This window comes from Vibrio sp. 10N.247.311.14 (assembly GCF_041467715.1).
Classification (GTDB): domain Bacteria; phylum Pseudomonadota; class Gammaproteobacteria; order Enterobacterales; family Vibrionaceae; genus Vibrio; species Vibrio crassostreae_C.
Map to the genome: position 1 here is coordinate 73,642 of NZ_JBFSVE010000014.1, position 18,104 is coordinate 91,745.

Genomic DNA, 18,104 nt, shown 5'->3' on the forward strand with positions numbered 1-18,104 from the left:
GTTGTAAATTGAAATAGTTTTAAAAGTGGCATGCTCTTAAAGAGACATAGTCTGGTTACCAGTAATTGTTGGATGTTGACGTTTTAAATCCCCCATCTCAAAAGAGGCAGATTTCACTTTGTCGTAAACATCTTGATAAAGTGTATTCACATCCTTGTTTCCCTCGATCATTGACTTCATGAGGTAATAACTAAACAGGCGATGACCTTTTTCTTGGTACATATTGGAATACTCTTTATCGCGTCCCGCGGTGATCACGACCATGCGCTCAGGATCGATACTGACTTTTTTCGGAGCTAGTCTAGAGGCGGCAACCCCTTTGATGACCGATACACCATCAGTCGCTCCACTGAAACAACTGTCAACCATAACGACTATCTTGCCTGCTTTGCTGCTAGACAGTGTTTTGTAGAGGTTATCGAGTTTGAAGAACTCATCATCAGTTATGTAGTCAGGGATCTTATCTTGCGGGAGAATGTAAGGATCATTATCGGGAATCGCAGGGATACCGTGTCCACTGTAGTAGAAGTAAACCGTATCGCCTTCATCGACGTTGTCTAACATTAAACGTAACTTATCTTTAATCGCACCACTGGTTGCGTCACGGTCAATGAGCTCGTAGACGTGCCTTTCTGGAACACCCAGAACTTTTGTCGCGACGTCAGACATAACTTCACCACTGCTGCGCGCAAAGGCTACTTGATCTGAATTTGCGTAATCTTCTATAGATAGGTTGAAGAACCAGTTGGATGAATTACTTTCCACAGGCACAAAGCCATTAAGTAGTTGCTTCAATTCATCAGAGGCGGTGTTGTCCGTTGCCGAGAGGCGTGAATCGACTTCAAAAGCATCTATCAAGTTAGGGTTTTGCATCTCTAGTCCAGGAATAGAGGCACTACTCGGACCATTGTTAAGAACCACACTCAGAGCTTCGGGCTGATAATTACTCTCAGCCACATTTCCAGAGAACATAGCGTCATCGTACTTGCCTTTTATATTTACAAGCTCTAGTTGGCTCTCGTCATAAGAGTAGGTGAGTGCGAGGTCAAGCTTATCAATGTTACTGAAGACATCGCGAGCCTGTTCGAGAGGCACATTCAGGATTATATCTCGTTGGTAATTTTGATTTGACGCTTTAAACGACAGGTGCATTTGCTGCTTTTCAGCATCGTAACTTTTTGTTGTAACAACCGGTTTACCCATTACATCTCTGAAAGCCTTAGCAACGAGTTGCGTTTTCTGCACGCTCAAATCGCCTTTTCGAGAATCTGCGCCTTCTTGTAGTACTCTAATTTTGGCATTTCGAGCTTCTACTTGTTGACGGTATTTAAGTTGTATAGCGGCTATTTGTTGTTGTCGTTCTATTCGCAATTTTTCGACGCGTTGATCAAATTGAGTTTTGGTTTCAAATTGATCTTTGACGATTTCTGGCGCTTTGGGCAGATCAGGCTCTCGAACTGGTGGTGGAATGTCTGAGCTGCTCAATGTGGTGTGTTGTACTTCGTATAAAGAGGCGACAGCACCAACCAATGACATTGGGTCGTCAGATTGTATACATCCGATAGAACTCGTCATGTAATGTTGTTCGGTAGAGGACTCTTGTCCTGCAAATAGGTCAACATTATTGCTTGCTTTTTTTTGTCCGCCGCGAGTGATGACCTTGCCATTCAGCGAAATAGGAGCATCAACTTGCAGCTCACCGCCAAGCTGCCAAATATCAGGATTAGATGAACATACAGTTCCCTGTTTAGAGTGCGAAAATTCAAATTGATTGTCAGCGTTAGCAAAACTAAGAGTTGGTGCTAACGCAAATAGCATACCTGTGACAATTCTATTCCGTGTCATTAGATAAGTTTTCCATATGGCCGTAGTGTCAGATGAGCTCAAGACCATATAGTCTAGTTGAATATCACTCAATGGCGCATTAATCGTAATGGGATATAAGTCAATGTTTGTTTTGTTAAGTGTGAGTAAGTTTTAGTTAATTTGGAATGGGTGTTTATTAAATTTCTTCTGTTTGAGAGGCTTAGGAGTTAGGTGTTCTTACGTTTAGAACTCAATTGATTCGCTTTATTTATAGTTAGTGGTGTTCTCATGTTAAAAGTTGCTAGTCTTATCTTAATCGCTCTCGGTGTTTTTATTGGAATACAATATGGAGATGAGATAGTTAGTCCATTGGGTGGTGGTACTGAAACTGTTCTTAATACAATAGAAAACTTGAAAGGTTAAGGTGAGGTATGTCTATTTTCTCATTTAACGATTTTCTTGAGCGTCTCAGGGACTGCGAACGAATCATCATTCAAGCTCATGACTTTCCTGATCATGATGCGGTTGGCTCCGCTTTTGCTCTCGCTTATTTACTTAGAAAGAAGGGCTTTAAACCACTCATTACTTATCAAGGCTTTATTGATCGTGTTTCTTTACATAATTTGATTGGTTGGCTTGATATTCCCATAGTTAAGTCACATCGATTAGATTTAAAGCCCAATGACAAAATCATTGTGGTAGATGGCTGTATTGGTGAAAAAAATGTTACCGACTTACCGGGTATAGAAGTTGGGGTGATCGATCATCATCAGGTTGTAGCACCCAGTTTCGTTTGGTTTTCAGATATTCGACCTAACTATGGCGCAACAGCTTCCATTATGGTGGAGTACTTTAATCATTATGATATTCCAATTCCCGACCGCGTAGCGACGGCTCTACTTGTTGGATTGACGTTCGATACGGCAAATTTTACCCGCGCAATGAACAAAGCTGATATCAAAGCCCTACTTCAACTTCAAAACTGTGCTGATATGAATATGGTCAATCGTATTTGTCGAAATCAAATCGAATATCAAGAGTTGAAGTTATTTGATTTCATGTTTGAATCTATTAGGAAAGACGGAAATTGTGCATTTGGGAGCTTACCAGAAGGGTGTCCCAAAAATATGCTAGGAGTGCTTGGTGACTTTCTACTTACAGTTGATGAACTAGATATTGTGGTGTTGAGTGCCCGTAGTCATGAGAGAACATTTGTTTCATTGCGTTCTGAATGCCCCCAGAATGACATGGCTAAGGTGATAAAGAGATCGCTGAATGATACGGGTGTTGGTTTTGGTGGAGGACACTCGCATATGGCTGGTGGTGTTGTTAATCAAGTGTTTGACCATTCCAATGAACGGGTCTTTATTTATGATCTGATCCGCCCTCAATTGAATATATTGTGAACCAAAGTTTTTGCCTCTATCTGATTTGTACCTGGGATCGTCCGCCGAGTTTCTGACATCAGGCTAGACTCAAACCGTTAGTTTGACGTCACTCGAAGATCTACTCTTCATTTTTGAAAATCAATTGCTTTTTTTCTGCTTAACCTCTGGAAATCGTTCTACACTAGGGTTATAACTGTTTGATTTGTATACGAGGTATCAATGAGTCGGAAACCTATAGTGTTAGTCGTGGATGACACCCCAAGTAACTTGGATGTGTTAACGGCAATACTCAAAGATACTTATCAAGTGAAAGTAGCGATTAACGGCACAATTGGTATCAAGATCGCGAAGATGGTGCCGCAGCCAGACCTTATCCTCCTTGATATCATGATGCCTGACATCGATGGTTACGAGGTGTGCCGCCAACTTAAAGCTCAGCCGAATACGGCTCACATTCCTATCATTTTCGTGACCGCCACAATTGGTCCAGAAGCCGAAGTAAAAGGACTCTCCTTGGGGGCTGTCGATTACCTAACCAAGCCGATAACCCCTGCAATTGCACTCCAGCGTGTGAAAACGCATATCGCACTTTATGACCAACAACGCGCGTTGTTTAGTCAGGTAAAAGAGAAAACTCAAGAGATCAATCTCGGTAAGCTAGAAACACTGAACATACTGGGTAGAGCTGCTGAATTTAAAGACAATGAAACAGGCATGCACGTTAAGCGTATGAGTCACTACTGTGAAGTGCTAGCTAAAGCCTTGGGAATGACTGACGAAGATGCCGAGACGTTGCGTGATGCAGCACCAATGCATGATATTGGCAAGATCGGTATTCCTGATAGCGTATTACTCAAGCCGGGTAAATTGGACGCCGACGAGTGGACAATTATGCAAAAGCATGTCGAATATGGTGTTGATATACTTGGTAGGCAGAGTGATTCCAAACTGATGCGTATGGCTATTCAGGTGGCGCAATATCATCACGAAAAATGGGATGGCAGTGGTTATCCAAACCAGATAGCTGGTGAAGGTATCCCATTGGTTGGAAGAATTGCGGCTGTTGCTGATGTGTTTGATGCCCTGACCGCAGAGCGCCCTTATAAAAAAGCTTGGAGTATTGATGAGGCGCTGAACTTGTTTGAAGAACAGAAAGGCAAACATTTTGATCCAACTATCGTTGATGTGTTTTTTCTGAAGTTACCTGAGATTCTAGCAATTAAAGAGAAATTTAGAGATGAGTGATGGCTTGATGTTGTCGCTAAATCGTTTGGTTGTTTTTCTGGTCATTACACTTGTGGTGTGGTCGCTGCTAATGCGATCTACGAATGCTGCTGAGGTAACAGATACTGAGTTAAATCAGTGGTTGGGAAACCAACCAACGGTAACTTTTGTTGTCTTGGCCAACCATTATCCTTACTCATTCATCGATGATGATGGGCAGGTTTCTGGGATCATCAAAGATTGGACATTAGATCTTGAACAGCGTTTTGGTGTTCATGTTCGGTTTGTCACAGTTAACTCGCGTGTCGAGGCTAAAGCCGCGTTAGTCGACGGGCGAGGCGATGTATTTCCATTCCAACAGTTCGACCCAAGTGAAGGTGGCCGTTTTCTTGCGAGTGCTCCCTATATTCCTTATCAGGTCGCAGTGATTGTTCCCATCGACAACAAACTCGATGGAAACCTAGATCAAAATAATAAACGCCGTATTGCGATGGTTAACGAAAATATCGATTTGGAGCGAGCCGGTGTCAAATTGAGTTCTATTGAGCGAGTGAATTTTGATAACGTTATTGATGCAGTACGTGCGTTAGGGGCCGGGGATGTCGAAGGCATGGTCGGTGAACCTATCACCACTATGGATCTTGCGAAAAAGATTGGCGTTCATGATTTAGCGGTAAATTATGTTCTGGAGCATTGGAAAAGGTTTGAAGCATCAATGGTGATTCGAACCGATGAACCAGAACTGCTGACGCTAATCAACAAACAGATTGAAACCTTCGACGTTGATAACAAGAACAAGATTTTATCGAAGTGGCTAGACAGTTCCCCCTATCGAGTGCCGCTAAAAGGCGTGTTTGGCTTTGGTAACCCTCCGTATATTTACCCAGACAGCACCGCAGTCGGGCTACAGTACGACATTCTTCAGCGTGCACTGAATGACATGGGATATAAACTAGGTGACGTTGTCACACTTCCACCTAGCGCCGCTAAAAAAGCCATCGATAACAATAATTCTATAGCCTTTTTTTCTGGTGTTCAGTTTGATGATCCTAATGCGCACTTTTTAAGTGATAACGTTTTTAATGTTGAGTTTGTTCCTGTTTCACTAACTCGCCGCAAACTCCAACTTCAATCCCCAAAAGACCTATCATTAGGGGCGTTATTGTTCGACGAAACATCCACAATTAAAAACTCTGTTGAAGTTCTGAAGAGTAAGTTAGACATTGATCGTATTGAAGATTACGAAGATCTTGAATCAGCATTCTCGCAGTTGAGGGCTCAAAATGTTGACCTGCTAATGGTTGAACGAAGAGTGCTAGAGTGGTTTATCACCAACACTCGTTTTATTGAAATGGCAGAGCTAACGCTACATGACGAGTATAAAGTTGAGTATCCGATCTATGTGGACTTTAAGAGTGAAGAAATCAGAGATAGCTTCAATGCCGCAATTAAAAGGCTTAAACAGGAGGATGACGGCTTAAACCAAATTATCGAGATGCAGGTTCAGAGTGATTTAAGCCTAGTCCTTAAAAAAGCGAATATTATCGCGCAAATATCTGCGTATTTTATCGTCAACGACCGCTTTGAAGAGTTGACGGAAGTGTTTGAAATTTTCGACACGGACAGTTCTTTTCAGGTGATCACCGCACAAGCGGATAACAATAGTCGCCCGATCAAATCTTGGTACATAGGCAACCTAGTTGATCAATATGGAGAGAAGAAAAATACCTCTCACTTTTCATCAGTCACCAAGGTGGCGAATTATAGGACCAAGGGAGGGAGTATCAACTCTGGTTCGATGACTTTCTACTTTGATGTTAATTCGTTAGAGCGGAACCATGTTTATTTTCCATCTGTCGAACAATTTAGTTCATTCGGAGATGCGGCGAAACGCTATATTGCGGATGTTTATCAAGCGAGTAACTTGACTGGAGAGATCCTAAATCTAAGCCAAAAAGAGAGGGCGTGGATTAAAGATAATCCGGATGTACGTATAGGTATCGATCCGAATTCGTTACCTTATGAAGCGGTATCCAATACCGGTGAATACATCGGGATGATTGATGATTATCTAACGCTGATTGAACAAAAAACAGGGCTAAGTATTCAGCATGTTGACGTGGCGAATTGGTCTGAGACCCGAAGCTTGGTTGATCATCATGAAGTGGAACTGGTTTCAGCAGCTCAAGAGAATCGTTCGTTAGGAGATAACGTCAAAGCAGCTAAAAGCTTGTTTTCAAGTCGTTTGGCCATTGCATCGAGAAGAGACGTTAGTAGCTTGGTACTTGAAGAAGCTGATGGTTGGAAAATCGGTATATTGAAGAATGCGGCAAATACTAACGCGATTTTAGATAAGTACCCGAACGTTGAGTGGGTAGAGGTAGAATCCACGGCCGATGGGCTCAACCGATTGGATGATAAAACCTTAGACGGCATGGTCGACACTGTTGATGTCCTCAATTACCTCATTGATTCATTTGGTCATCGAGGGGTTGGTATCATCGGCCGGTTAGACTTCTTCCTGTCGCCAACTCTGCATGTCATCAAATCTGAACCTTTGCTTTATTCGATTGTGAATAAGGCGATTGAGAGTATTTCTGCTGAAGAACATCAAAAGATATCGGCGAAGTGGGCGGCGCCCAAAGCGATAGAAAGAGTTGACTATCAATTGGTTTACACTATTTCGGTTTTTTCTCTGGTGATCCTTCTTCTTATTATTTTCTGGAATCGTAAATTAGCGAAGCAGATCAGTATTGCTAAGGAAGCGACCGAAGCTCTGGAAAAGGCGCAGAACCAACTCTACAACATGCTAAATAGCTCTCCAATTGCAGCTAGTGTGGTATTTGAAGAAGAGGTTCGTTACGCGAACGATACGGCAAAACGTTTGTTTGGCGTGGAAGATCAGGCGTTGTCTTCTATCGACGTTGCCGCTATCCATGACTCGCTGAGCGTTCGTGATGGCGTGCATGAAGAGCTCGACCTTAACGGTAAAGTTGAAAATAGGGAGTTAGTACTCAGAAAGTCTGATGGAACCCGATTTGTTGCTTTGGTCAGTTACTATCTTTTTGAGATTGATGGTGAAGTCGCCACACTATTTTGGGCATTCGATATTTCAGAAATGAAGCGCCTTAACGAACAATTGGAAGAAGAGAAACAGAGAGCCGATTTGGCGAGCCAAGCTAAATCGGAATTCTTAGCCAATATGAGCCATGAGATAAGAACCCCAATGAACGCCATTATTGGCTTGTCTTATCTGGCGATTGGCGAAATATCTAATCCTGTCGCTCGAAATTACATTGAGAAAGTGCACCGTTCTGGCCATTCGTTACTCGGTATCATCAATGACATCCTTGATTTCTCAAAGATAGAAGCTGGACAACTTGTTATTGATAACGTCCCGTTTGATCCCGTAACGACCTTTAAAGATGTGATTGAACTAATGGAGTCGAAAGCCGCTGAGAAACAACTCAATTTGTCGATGGTCATCGACCCAGAGTTAGACACGCCACTGCAAGGCGATCCCTTGAGGTTGTTCCAAGTCATACTCAACCTTGTGGGCAACGCGATTAAGTTTACGGAACAAGGCAGCGTAGCATTAACGGTGGAGCATGTTGACTCGAACGACAGCAGCCTAACCATGAGAGTGAGTGTGATGGATACCGGGATAGGCATTTTGGATGAGAACCGTCACAAGCTGTTTGAAGCCTTTAGCCAAGCGGATACCACAACGACACGTCGGTTTGGCGGTACAGGGCTTGGGCTCAACATTAGCCAGAAATTAGTTCATGCGATGGGCAGTCAAATTACGGTAGAGAGTGTTTACGGGCAAGGCAGTGAGTTCTCCTTTGTACTGACATTGCCACGCTCAAGCTCGGATGCGTTAGCCGACTTCAAAGCTCAAGAGTTGCAACTGGATTATCAGATAGAGTTCAAAGGGCAAAGAGTGCTATTGGTTGAAGACAATGAGCTGAACCAAGATCTCGCCTTAGCATTTTTCAGTCGCTCTAAATTAAATGCCGATCTTGCTGAAAACGGAAAGGAAGCGCTGGAGTTAGCTAAAAACAACGACTACGAAATAATCTTCATGGATCTTCAAATGCCGATTATGGACGGCTTTGAAGCTACCCGTTTGATTCGTGAATTCGATATAGATGTACCGATTATTGCAATGTCAGCCAATGTTTTTGCTGATGCGAAACAACGAGCGAGGGCGTCGGGCATCACGGACTTCTTGGATAAGCCTATTGTTATTGATAAAGCGATGTCTTTGATTACTCGATACATTGTTCCTGAGGTCTTAGTTGAAGGTCGAGCGCCATCAGACACCTCTTCAGATGCGATCCAGACAGGTGATTCTGGTGAGAGTGCGGAATTGCACTCCGATCCCCAAATTGAGCCGCCTGTTTTCTCTCAGTCGAGGTTTGAGCAACTGACTTATCATGATGTGAAGCTGCAAGCCAAAATGCTTGATAGGTTCTGCCAAGGATCGCCAGACATTATGTCGGATGCTTTTGATAACTTAGTACAAGGCGACTGGGAGACGTTAGAGCGTAATCTACATACCTTAAAAAGCATGGCAGCTTCGATTGGTGGATTGCGATTGGCAGAGTTACTCAGTGATTTAGAAAGCAAAGCGCATAACAAGGCGTGTGATGAAGCAGATCTTAAGCAAGGCGAACTTGGGTTAATCGAACTGATTAAAGCAGTTGAGATCAGCTTTGATGTGTCTGGTGTTGGGGGATTCAATACGACAAGTACTGAAGAAGCCGATGCGAGTCTTGCTGATACCTCTGATTCACCGAGCATCACGTCAGAACAGCATGCTCAGTTGCTATCACTGCTGGATGCTTATGATAACGATGCAACTCAATATGTGACTGAGTTATTGGCACAGTATCCACATTCTGTTGTTCTCAAAGATGTTCGAAGTGCGTTAGATAATTATGACTTTGAACGAGCAAAAGAGGGGTTTGGCGCTTCTGAGTAGTTGTCTTTTATAAATATCACTTCAACATTAAAGCCTTTAGCTCTTATAGCGAAATAACTAGCTAGCTAAAGGCTTTAAATCTATCTATACCGAACTAACGACTCACGTTCTGTTTGATTAGCTCAACAACCGTATCGTATCGGTGCGGCAGTTTTCGGTTTCGTTTTTGAACCAGATACAGCGTTTCCTCTACTTCTACCTTTGGCGGCACAACGTGTAGCTTGTCTCTATCTGGGAAGTGTTCAACCGCGCCAGCCGGTAACACGGTAAAACCTAATCCTTTTGATACGGGTAGCAAGATCTGGTGAAGCTGATTGATGTAGCCAGATCTTGGTATCTCATTAACGTTGATGTTCGCTAAGTCTTTATCTCCGCAAAGGTCGAAATACAAAGACAGATAATGTGCAGAATCTGGGTGGGCAATCAGGCCAATGTCATTCAATACTTGCGGCGTTATCTCTAAATCAGCAAGGCTGTGGTGAACAATAAGACACAGTGCTTCTTTGCCGATGACTTGGCTTTGGTAGTAGCTGTCGTTCGGGGAATGCCTAACAATGCCGATATCGGTAGTGCCTTCGCTTAGGTCATTCAATATCTTTTTGTTTGGAGCGGCTTCTAAGTTAATGCTGAGCTCTTGGTGTTGCTGTTGAAGTTCAAGAAGCTTGGGATACAGACGCAAAGAGAGTGAGCCAGAGCAAGACAAGTGACATTGCCCAGCATAAGGGTTATCAAAACTCAGAGACTCAAAAAGATCTTCTTGGTCTTTCTCTAGTTTGATCGCATAGCGATACATAATCCGACCCTGTTCGGTCAGTTCGAAGCTCTTGTTTTCTCGAGATAGCAGGTCACAATTACAAGCTTGTTCAAGCTTCTTGATGTGTTGGCTGACTCCAGGTTGTGTCATATACAACTTTTCTGCCGTTTGGGTGAAATGGCCAACTTCAACCAGAGTCTTAAACGTATTGAGCCAAAGTGGATTAATCATACTCACCTTCAAATACTAAAGCCTATAAATAACAAAGCCAATAAATAACAGAAAATTATTATTATCTTAAGTAATGATAATTTCAACTCTAGCGTCTTAAGTAACGCTAATCAAAGTCATGTGGTGGTAGCACTTTATATTGGTCTATTGGTCGCTTTGTAGAGTTGCTATGAGTAACAAAGTGTTGCGACTTTGTTGAATTTTTGGTCTATTGACCAACTGTGCTCATATTTAGGAACGAAGATGAATAGAAATGTTTGGCTGCTTTCACTGTGTCAGGCCTTGTTGATGACGGGTAACATATTACTGATCTCTGTGATTGGTTTGATCGGTAAGCAGATTGCACCCAGTGTCAGCATGATCACCTTGCCGGTTGCACTGCAGTTTTTGGGTCTAATGGCAGCCACTATTCCAGCATCTTTAATTTCAGGCAAGTTAGGGAGAAAGAGAGGATTTAGCATTGGTAATGTGGTTGGCATTACAGGAGCTAGTCTTGCCACCTACGCACTGTCTCAGCAAAATTTCTATCTGTTTTGTTTCGCTACGTTCTTACTTGGGATAGGCATAGGTTTTGGCACGCTTTATCGTTTTGCTGCAATCGAGGTGTGTGATGAAAATGCCCGTCACCGAGCGATCTCTATCTCGATGGCTGGTGGCGTTTTAGCCGCGGTATTAGGACCAAATTTGGCGATTATGTCGCAACAGTGGTCGCAAGATGGCTTGTACATTGGTGCTTTTGCTTCTTTGATTGGATTGAACATTCTTGCGTTACTCATCTTACAAACAATTCAGTTTCCAAAAGTCTCTTTTAATAGTCAGGCACCTAAATCCGATCCTCTCAGTGTGATAGTAAAAGCGCCTAACTTTATTGGCGCAGTGTTTGCTGCCATGGTCGCTTATGCGGTGATGAATATCCTGATGACAGCAACGCCATTGGCAATGATTGGTTGTGGTTTTGACTTTACCAAAGCAGCGGGCGTCATTGAGTGGCACGTATTGGGGATGTTTGTTCCTGCATTCTTTACTGGTTCACTTATCGAGAAGTTTGGCTCAAGAATGATGATCTTGGCAGGCGGGGTTCTGTTCGTCGTCTGTATCGCGATTAACATTCATGGCGAATCTATCTGGCACTTCAGAGCGGCTCTAGTTGTGCTTGGTGTCGGTTGGAACTTTATGTTTATCGCGGCAACAGGTTTGTTTAGTCAGTCCTACCAATCGCAGAATAAAGCTAAGGCACAAGCGTTTAATGAATTTATTGTCTTTGGCTGTGTGACGATTACAGCGATGCTCTCTGGCTGGCTAGAATCGACAGCAGGGTGGCAGAACCTCAATATCTACGTATTACCATTCGTGTTAGCTGTTATCTTGCTGTTCGCATTCAGTGCTCGTAAATCGCGTATTCAAAAGCAGCCTGTGTAATGGATCATCTAATGGTGGTTCAGTAACTTCGTTACTGTGATTAAAACCCTAGTATCTCGAACTGCGACCAATAAAAAACCCTACCAAATCGGTAGGGCTTTTGCTTACGGCTTAAATAATAACGTTTCCTTAAAACTGCTGTCTTGGCTCATGCTCGAAGACAACAGTGCTTAAGCTTGCTTGTAAGTACGCGTGATAGAGCCGCGTACTTATTTTGATGGTCTATCGTTTAAGACCTAAGACCTAAGACCTAAGACCCAAGATGAGCTACAGGTCGACTAAAATTGTCTTAGTCGTAATCCCACCTTGGTCATCGATTATCTTCAGTGTCACCTCGTGCTCTCCGTATGAAGGGAAGATTGAAGTGAATGTGCGACCTCGTTTCACCTTTCCGTTTGGAAGTGTCCACTCGGTATCAACAATACGACCATCGCTGTCTGAACTTGTAGACCACATGGTTACCCAGCGACCCAAGTGAATGTACTTTGCACTCGCTTCTGGAAGGGCGTTTGGAGATTCAACACTCACTACGGAGCTAAATGAATCGGTAGCGCCTTTGTCGTCAACAACAGTCAAGTTCACCGTGTATTCACCGGCTTGCTCGTAAGACCAAGTTGGTGCCACTTCGTTACTTGTTGTGCCGTTGCCAAAGTCCCATAGGTAACGGGTGATCTCACCGTCTTGATCAGAACTGAAGTTACGTGCAGAAACGTTCAGGCCAGTGACATTGAGATCGAAGTTCGCAGTAGGGGCGACGTTGTGTTGGCTTATTTTCGATAAGCGAACCACGCCGTATTCGTTGTTGTCACTCTGATTCACAATATCAACGGCTAAGCCAAACTCCGTTAGGACACGTCCTGAATCAGGCGCTTGTGGAGAGGTGTAATCTTGGTCGTCAGAGAAGCTAGCATTGCCAACCAAACTGGTATCTTCAAGTACATCATCGTCGCTGTTCACAAGACGCATTGGGGTATGATCTTTGAGTGAAAACGCAGCATCACGAACTTGGTAACGAGTTTGAGCGACTTCACCGGATTTTTCCCAAGTCATGGCATTTTGGTCTGCATCGACCACACCTAACCAACCTTCACCTGGGTGTTTGCCTACCCAGTTATCAGTCAGTGACTCGTCTGCGTACCAAATGATTAAACCTGGATCGAATGAGATGAGTTGGCCCATGCGTTTGATGTTGGCTAGACCTTCATCAACATCCATGTGGCTGCGCCATTGCAGTAGGTAGTAGTGCTGCGCTTGATGGAATCCATTACTCAGTTTGTAGCCATTTAGGGCGAAGGTGGAGTTGCTTTCACCATCGTCTATTGGAGTCACTTGACCATCAACGACCACACTGAGGTTATCTAAATAGAAGCCTTCCATTGCTAAGCCACCATCGGTGATGTACTCAAATAAAAGTTCAACTTCTTGTCCTGCCCATTGTGAAACGTCGAACTCAGCGTCAACCCATCCGCCAGATTCGCCGCCAATAGCAGGAACGAGGCCCGTGTTGTATGGGTCGTCCATTGAGGTAATGTTGCCGGCAATGGCTTGTCCGTTGATTAGCACGCGCGCAAAGTCGTAGTCTTTTTCAATCTCATACCAAGTTTTGAAAGACAGAAGTGCAGAATCACCCGCTGGGATCACCAACTTGCGAGTCATGCTATTTTTCAGATCATCGCCTTTTTGAGAGTGGAATGAATACTCGCCCTCAAAGGGTTTCAGACTTTCAATTTGCTTTTCAGGAAGATCGACCTTAATCATGTTCGGACGGCTGTTATCCGTTGTTTGGAACAGCGTATACACTTGTGGATTGTCTTCTAGGTCATCAATCGAGATCTGATCATCGTTAATCCAACGTCCGCCAATCGATTTCTGTAGGAAGTGTTTTGCCCAAGAGCTGAATGCCGTTGGTTGTGTGCCACCAATTTTGCCAGCCCAGCTGCCTGAAGACATGATTGACCAGTAAGATACTGGTTCACCCTTGCCTGTGTATTGCGTGTCGTACTCGTCTGGTAAGCCTAAATCATGGCCATACTCGTGAGCACAGACACCAGCTGCTGCATCAATCGGTTGAATGGTGTAATCAAATGCCGCGTATTGGCCACCAAAGCGGTCGGGAAGCGAGCTAGAGGTACCTTCAAGCACATGTGTGCGACCAAGGTTGAATCGGTGCGACCAGATAGCGTCAGGGCCCAATACACCACCACCGGCTTCTTCGCCTACCGATGCGTGGAATACCATTAGGTGATCAATCACACCATCGGGTTCACGGAAGTTTCCGTCACCGTCGTAATCGTAACGATCTTCGATATCGTAATCGGCTAGGTTGATACTCGGATCTTGAGCCAATTGATTCAGTGCTTCACGAACCAGTTCCTGTGCGTTTAAGTCGTTGTCGGTGGTAGGGGAGTTGCCACCATAGAATGACGCAGGCTTAGAGGCGCGATACCAACCTGCCGCTTGACCTGCAACGCTGTAACTATCACCTGATTCGCTTTGGTAATATTGGCGCATCGAGATTAGGTTCTCGCCGTTGGGCCCTGTGTAGCCAGAATTTGAGAACAACAGCTCTTGATAATGCTCTGGGTTGTAGCTCTCATAGAGCATCTGCGTGTGCTCTTCGGTCAGCTTGTTATTATCCCAGTTCAAATCAGGGAAATCGACTAACAGAGCGAGTACTTTATCGGTACGCTTGGTGCCGACTTCTAAAGCAAAGACACTCGCTTTTTTAACACCGGATCCTTTTTCGATGGCTTTGAGTATTTTCGCTCGTTGCTCAAGTGCTTTTTTACCGAATTGAGCGTCGCCTTTAAAACCGGAATTGATCTTATTTTTTAAGTAACGGTCAAGTGCGTCGTGCTTTGCCACATCGGTTGCATCTTGGTCGACTAAGCCTTGTCTAACTAGCATTTCAATAAGTTTGTCTTCATTAACAACGCCTAAATCAATAGGTGTTTTTGCATAACTACTGACGCTAAATAGAGTAAGCATTGCTGAAGCCAACAATGTTTTTCTCATCATTTTCATTATATTTCCTTTTTATATTTCCATGTCGATATCAGTATCAACTGCCTTATTCGAATCAGCTGTCCGAGTCTGGCCTAATACACTCTTGTGGTGTCTTATTTAACTGACGTGTGTTTGCTGTATGTTTCGTACTTTCTATTTCTTTTGTATTGGTTGTCTCTTTTATATTTTTTGAATCAAACTGAGTGCTCTTTACTTTTTTAGCGTTGAGATAGATACGCAAAGCTTTTTGATTGTCTTCATAGGTTAAGCCAGGACAGATTACGCCTCTTTCAATCAATGACTTGAGTAACAGTTCATCATTCTCAAAGGTGGAAGCCTGTGACAGTGAGAAAAAAGATAAAACCATTAAAGCCATTGTTTTATGTGACATTATTATATCAAGCCATCAATTTTGATTATGTAACAAAATATATTTATAAAATTTACCAATCAAATGGATAATTATTACAATTAATTATTCGTTCCAGTTTCAACATTTAGAGTTAATATAAAATAAGGAGTGTTATTTATTCTATTGTCAGTTATTTAATGGGTTTTGTTGAATGAATAGTTGATAGTTTGGATGTTTAATAACATTGATTAGGTCGTGGTTATTATTCTGGAGGGCGCTTTATACAAGGCGTTGGGTTCTAACTAATAAGATGATTTTTTATTATCGGTGTTTTAAAATACGCATGTAATAACTGAGTCATTAGTAAATACCCATGCTCAAATTATTTTTACTCAAAATATCAATAATTAGGGTATTGAGCGCGATTTAAAGTGCTTCAAGAGAACAGATTTCACAATAGCTCGATCAAATGGAGTTATCAGATAAGAAAAAGAGCCCGCGTTTAGGCTTTTTAGTTCGTGTACGCGTTAGCGATTTACTTATGGTTGAGTAGAGGATTGCCATGGTTAAGACATCCAAGCTTACTAAAGGCTTTGTTGAATGAGTGCTGTGCAAAGATTTAAACATTCGTACATTCCATACCTCTGTTTCAATGAGAACCATGAGATTTAAACTGTAGGTAACTTAGATGATTTATAAATGTTGATTTGAGAAGAAGCGTGAAGCGTTGAGCTTTGTGAGGTGTCGAGCGTATTTTTGTATAAATAGCAGGCATTTACACAAAATGTGACGTTCACATTTTGTCATAACTTTAATAATTGTATATATTCCTCGCCTAAAATAATAATTAACCTAAGTTAATATAATGACTGTCAGCTCATCTACTCAATCTCGTGAAACGCTTCTCAGCGAAAACGAACAACTTGTCTCTACCACTGATTTAAAAGGCGTGATTACGTACAGTAATGATGCTTTTTGTCGCATAGCGGAATACAGCCAACAAGAATTGCTAGGGCAACACCACAATATCGTAAGGCATAACGATATGCCGAAAGCCGCTTTTGCTGATATGTGGGTTAACCTAAAGCAAGGTAAAGCTTGGCGTGGCATCGTAAAAAACAAAACTAAATCTGGTGGGTTTTACTGGGTCGATGCTTATGTAACTCCAATTTACGACAATGGTAAGGTGAGTGGCTACCAATCTGTTCGTGTTAAGCCAAAGAATGAATGGATACAAGTTGCAGATAAGGCTTACCAAGGCCTCTTGAAGGCTGAAAAGTCGGGTCGCCAATGGTCATTAAAGATCAGTGACAGTGTTCGTTACGCCGTGTTGCTAGGCTCTTTGGCTGCGCCGTTAATTTCAAATCTCATTGAAGTAGGGCAAGTATCACAATGGTTGTTGAGCCTACTTCCTGTTTCAGCATTAGCACTGCTTTTCCGACAAGAGCTGATTGATACTCCACTGCAGTTGAAAAAGCTGCAATCTAAATTCGATAGTGTTAGTCGTCTTGTTTATTCAGGTAATAGTCAGTTCTCTATTGCCGATTTTCACTTAAAACTATTGTCTGCAAGAATCCACACCGTATTAGGTCGCATGACAGACTCAGCCAAGCCGTTACAAGATTTGGCTGACAACCTAAATGCGACGTCATTTGAAGTATCAGAAGCCTTAGATCAACAAACAAAAGACATTCTTCAAGTACGAGAGGCGACTGAAGAGGTTGAAGTCACCGCCAATGAGGTCTCTTCTCGCACAGAAGAAGCGCACCAGATTGTTGATGTGACTTTGCAAACCTGTGCTGGCGCTAAAGAAAGCATTAATCAAACTCATCAAAACTTAGAGAGCCTAGCTTCTCAGGCTGAAAAGGCGACTCAAACGACTTACCAACTGAGCGATCAAGCGCAGAGCGTAAGCAAGATAATGGAAGAGATTGGTGGAATCGCCGAACAAACCAACTTGTTGGCCCTGAACGCTGCGATTGAAGCGGCGAGAGCGGGCGAGCAAGGACGAGGCTTTGCCGTTGTTGCCGACGAAGTCCGTGCATTGTCGGGTCGAACCTCAAAGGCTACGGTTCAGATCAAAGAGAGCATCGATACCATGCTAACGACGATTGAAGGGTGGCAAAAAGATATTCTGGCGAACCGTAAGCAAACGGACGCATGTGGTGATGTTGCGAAGGTGAGTGCAGAGCGCTTGTCGGAAGTCGAAAACCTAATGCAATCCATGAATGAACTCATGCAGTCTGTTGAAAGTTCTGCTCATAAGCAACGTGAGCTGTCGAGTGAAGTCAATCTGCATATGCAGTCTATCGCCTCGACCGCAGAACAAAACTTAGTGGCAACGCATTCTGTGAAAGACGACTCCACAGAGCTAAAAGAACGAGTTAATGAGTTCTACCAACTGGCAAAGCGTTTCGAAGAAAAATAGCCGTTAGATTTAATCCGAATGAGAGAAAAGACAAAAAAAGCCCCGCATTTTCATGCGGGGCTTTCTGTATGCATCAACCCATTGAAGGGCGAGACAATGTATTCAAGATTAAGCTAGAAGCTCTTTCGCTGTGTTTACTACGTTTTCAGTAGTGAAACCGAACATCTTGAATAGCTCACCTGCAGGTGCAGATTCGCCAAACGTTGTCATACCGATGATCTTGCCACCGAAACCAACGTACTTGTACCAGAAGTCAGCGATGCCAGCTTCTACAGCGATACGTGCCGTTACGTCAGATGGAAGTACAGACTCACGGTACTGCGCGTCTTGTTTGTCGAACGCATCAGTAGCAGGCATAGAAACTACGCGTACTTTCTTACCTTCAGCCGTTAGCTCAGCAGCAGCGTTAACCGCTAGCTCAACTTCAGAACCCGTTGCGATAAGGATAAGCTCTGGCTTGCCTTCACAATCTTTCAGGATGTAACCACCCTTAGCGATGTTAGCTACTT

General features: G+C 43.2%; 11 protein-coding genes. 6 read left to right on the forward strand and 5 right to left on the reverse strand.

Annotated elements, in window-relative coordinates:
- Positions 1-36: 36 nt before the first annotated feature.
- Positions 37-1,845 carry a caspase family protein gene (locus AB6F11_RS07405; protein ID WP_240698133.1) on the reverse strand — a complete coding sequence of 603 codons (1,809 nt, stop codon included), beginning with the start codon at positions 1,843-1,845 and terminating at the stop codon, positions 37-39.
- 249 nt (positions 1,846-2,094) lie between these two features.
- Here AB6F11_RS07405 and AB6F11_RS07410 point away from each other — a divergent pair, with 249 nt between their 5' ends.
- The 4 genes from AB6F11_RS07410 (at position 2,095) to AB6F11_RS07425 (ending at position 9,405) form a co-directional block, all read left to right on the forward strand.
- Complete coding sequence (locus tag AB6F11_RS07410; protein WP_261978795.1) at positions 2,095-2,229, forward strand: hypothetical protein; 135 nt, start codon at positions 2,095-2,097, stop codon at positions 2,227-2,229.
- Positions 2,230-2,237: 8 nt separating this feature from the next.
- A complete protein-coding gene (locus AB6F11_RS07415) occupies positions 2,238-3,212 on the forward strand; it encodes a bifunctional oligoribonuclease/PAP phosphatase NrnA (protein WP_102393616.1) in 975 nt (324 codons plus the stop codon).
- Positions 3,213-3,413: 201 nt separating this feature from the next.
- Positions 3,414-4,439 (forward strand): HD-GYP domain-containing protein, encoded by a 1,026-nt coding sequence (locus AB6F11_RS07420; protein ID WP_029235511.1) that lies wholly within the window; start codon positions 3,414-3,416, stop codon positions 4,437-4,439.
- 70 nt (positions 4,440-4,509) lie between these two features.
- Complete coding sequence (locus tag AB6F11_RS07425) at positions 4,510-9,405, forward strand: ATP-binding protein (RefSeq protein ID WP_372130323.1); 4,896 nt, start codon at positions 4,510-4,512, stop codon at positions 9,403-9,405.
- Between the two features lie 94 nt (positions 9,406-9,499).
- On the opposite strand, the gene AB6F11_RS07430 is transcribed toward AB6F11_RS07425, so the two are convergent.
- Positions 9,500-10,390 (reverse strand): LysR family transcriptional regulator, encoded by an 891-nt coding sequence (locus AB6F11_RS07430; protein ID WP_017061891.1) that lies wholly within the window; start codon positions 10,388-10,390, stop codon positions 9,500-9,502.
- 243 nt (positions 10,391-10,633) lie between these two features.
- Here AB6F11_RS07430 and AB6F11_RS07435 point away from each other — a divergent pair, with 243 nt between their 5' ends.
- A complete protein-coding gene (locus tag AB6F11_RS07435; protein WP_017064421.1) occupies positions 10,634-11,809 on the forward strand; it encodes an MFS transporter in 1,176 nt (391 codons plus the stop codon).
- Positions 11,810-12,076: 267 nt separating this feature from the next.
- On the opposite strand, the gene AB6F11_RS07440 is transcribed toward AB6F11_RS07435, so the two are convergent.
- Entirely contained in the window at positions 12,077-14,833 is a 2,757-nt protein-coding gene (locus tag AB6F11_RS07440; RefSeq protein WP_104216398.1) for an immune inhibitor A domain-containing protein, read from the reverse strand.
- Positions 14,834-14,888: 55 nt separating this feature from the next.
- Positions 14,889-15,206, reverse strand: a complete 318-nt coding sequence (locus tag AB6F11_RS07445; protein ID WP_104216397.1) for a hypothetical protein — start codon at positions 15,204-15,206, stop codon at positions 14,889-14,891.
- Between the two features lie 826 nt (positions 15,207-16,032).
- Between AB6F11_RS07445 and AB6F11_RS07450 the strand changes: the two genes are divergently transcribed.
- The gene (locus AB6F11_RS07450; RefSeq protein WP_104216396.1) at positions 16,033-17,595 is read left to right on the forward strand and encodes a PAS domain-containing methyl-accepting chemotaxis protein; all 1,563 of its coding nucleotides are present in this window, start codon (positions 16,033-16,035) and stop codon (positions 17,593-17,595) included.
- Positions 17,596-17,703: 108 nt separating this feature from the next.
- On the opposite strand, the gene AB6F11_RS07455 is transcribed toward AB6F11_RS07450, so the two are convergent.
- The coding region (locus AB6F11_RS07455) for a transketolase-like TK C-terminal-containing protein (protein ID WP_372130722.1) at positions 17,704-18,104 on the reverse strand (401 nt) is incomplete at its 5' end.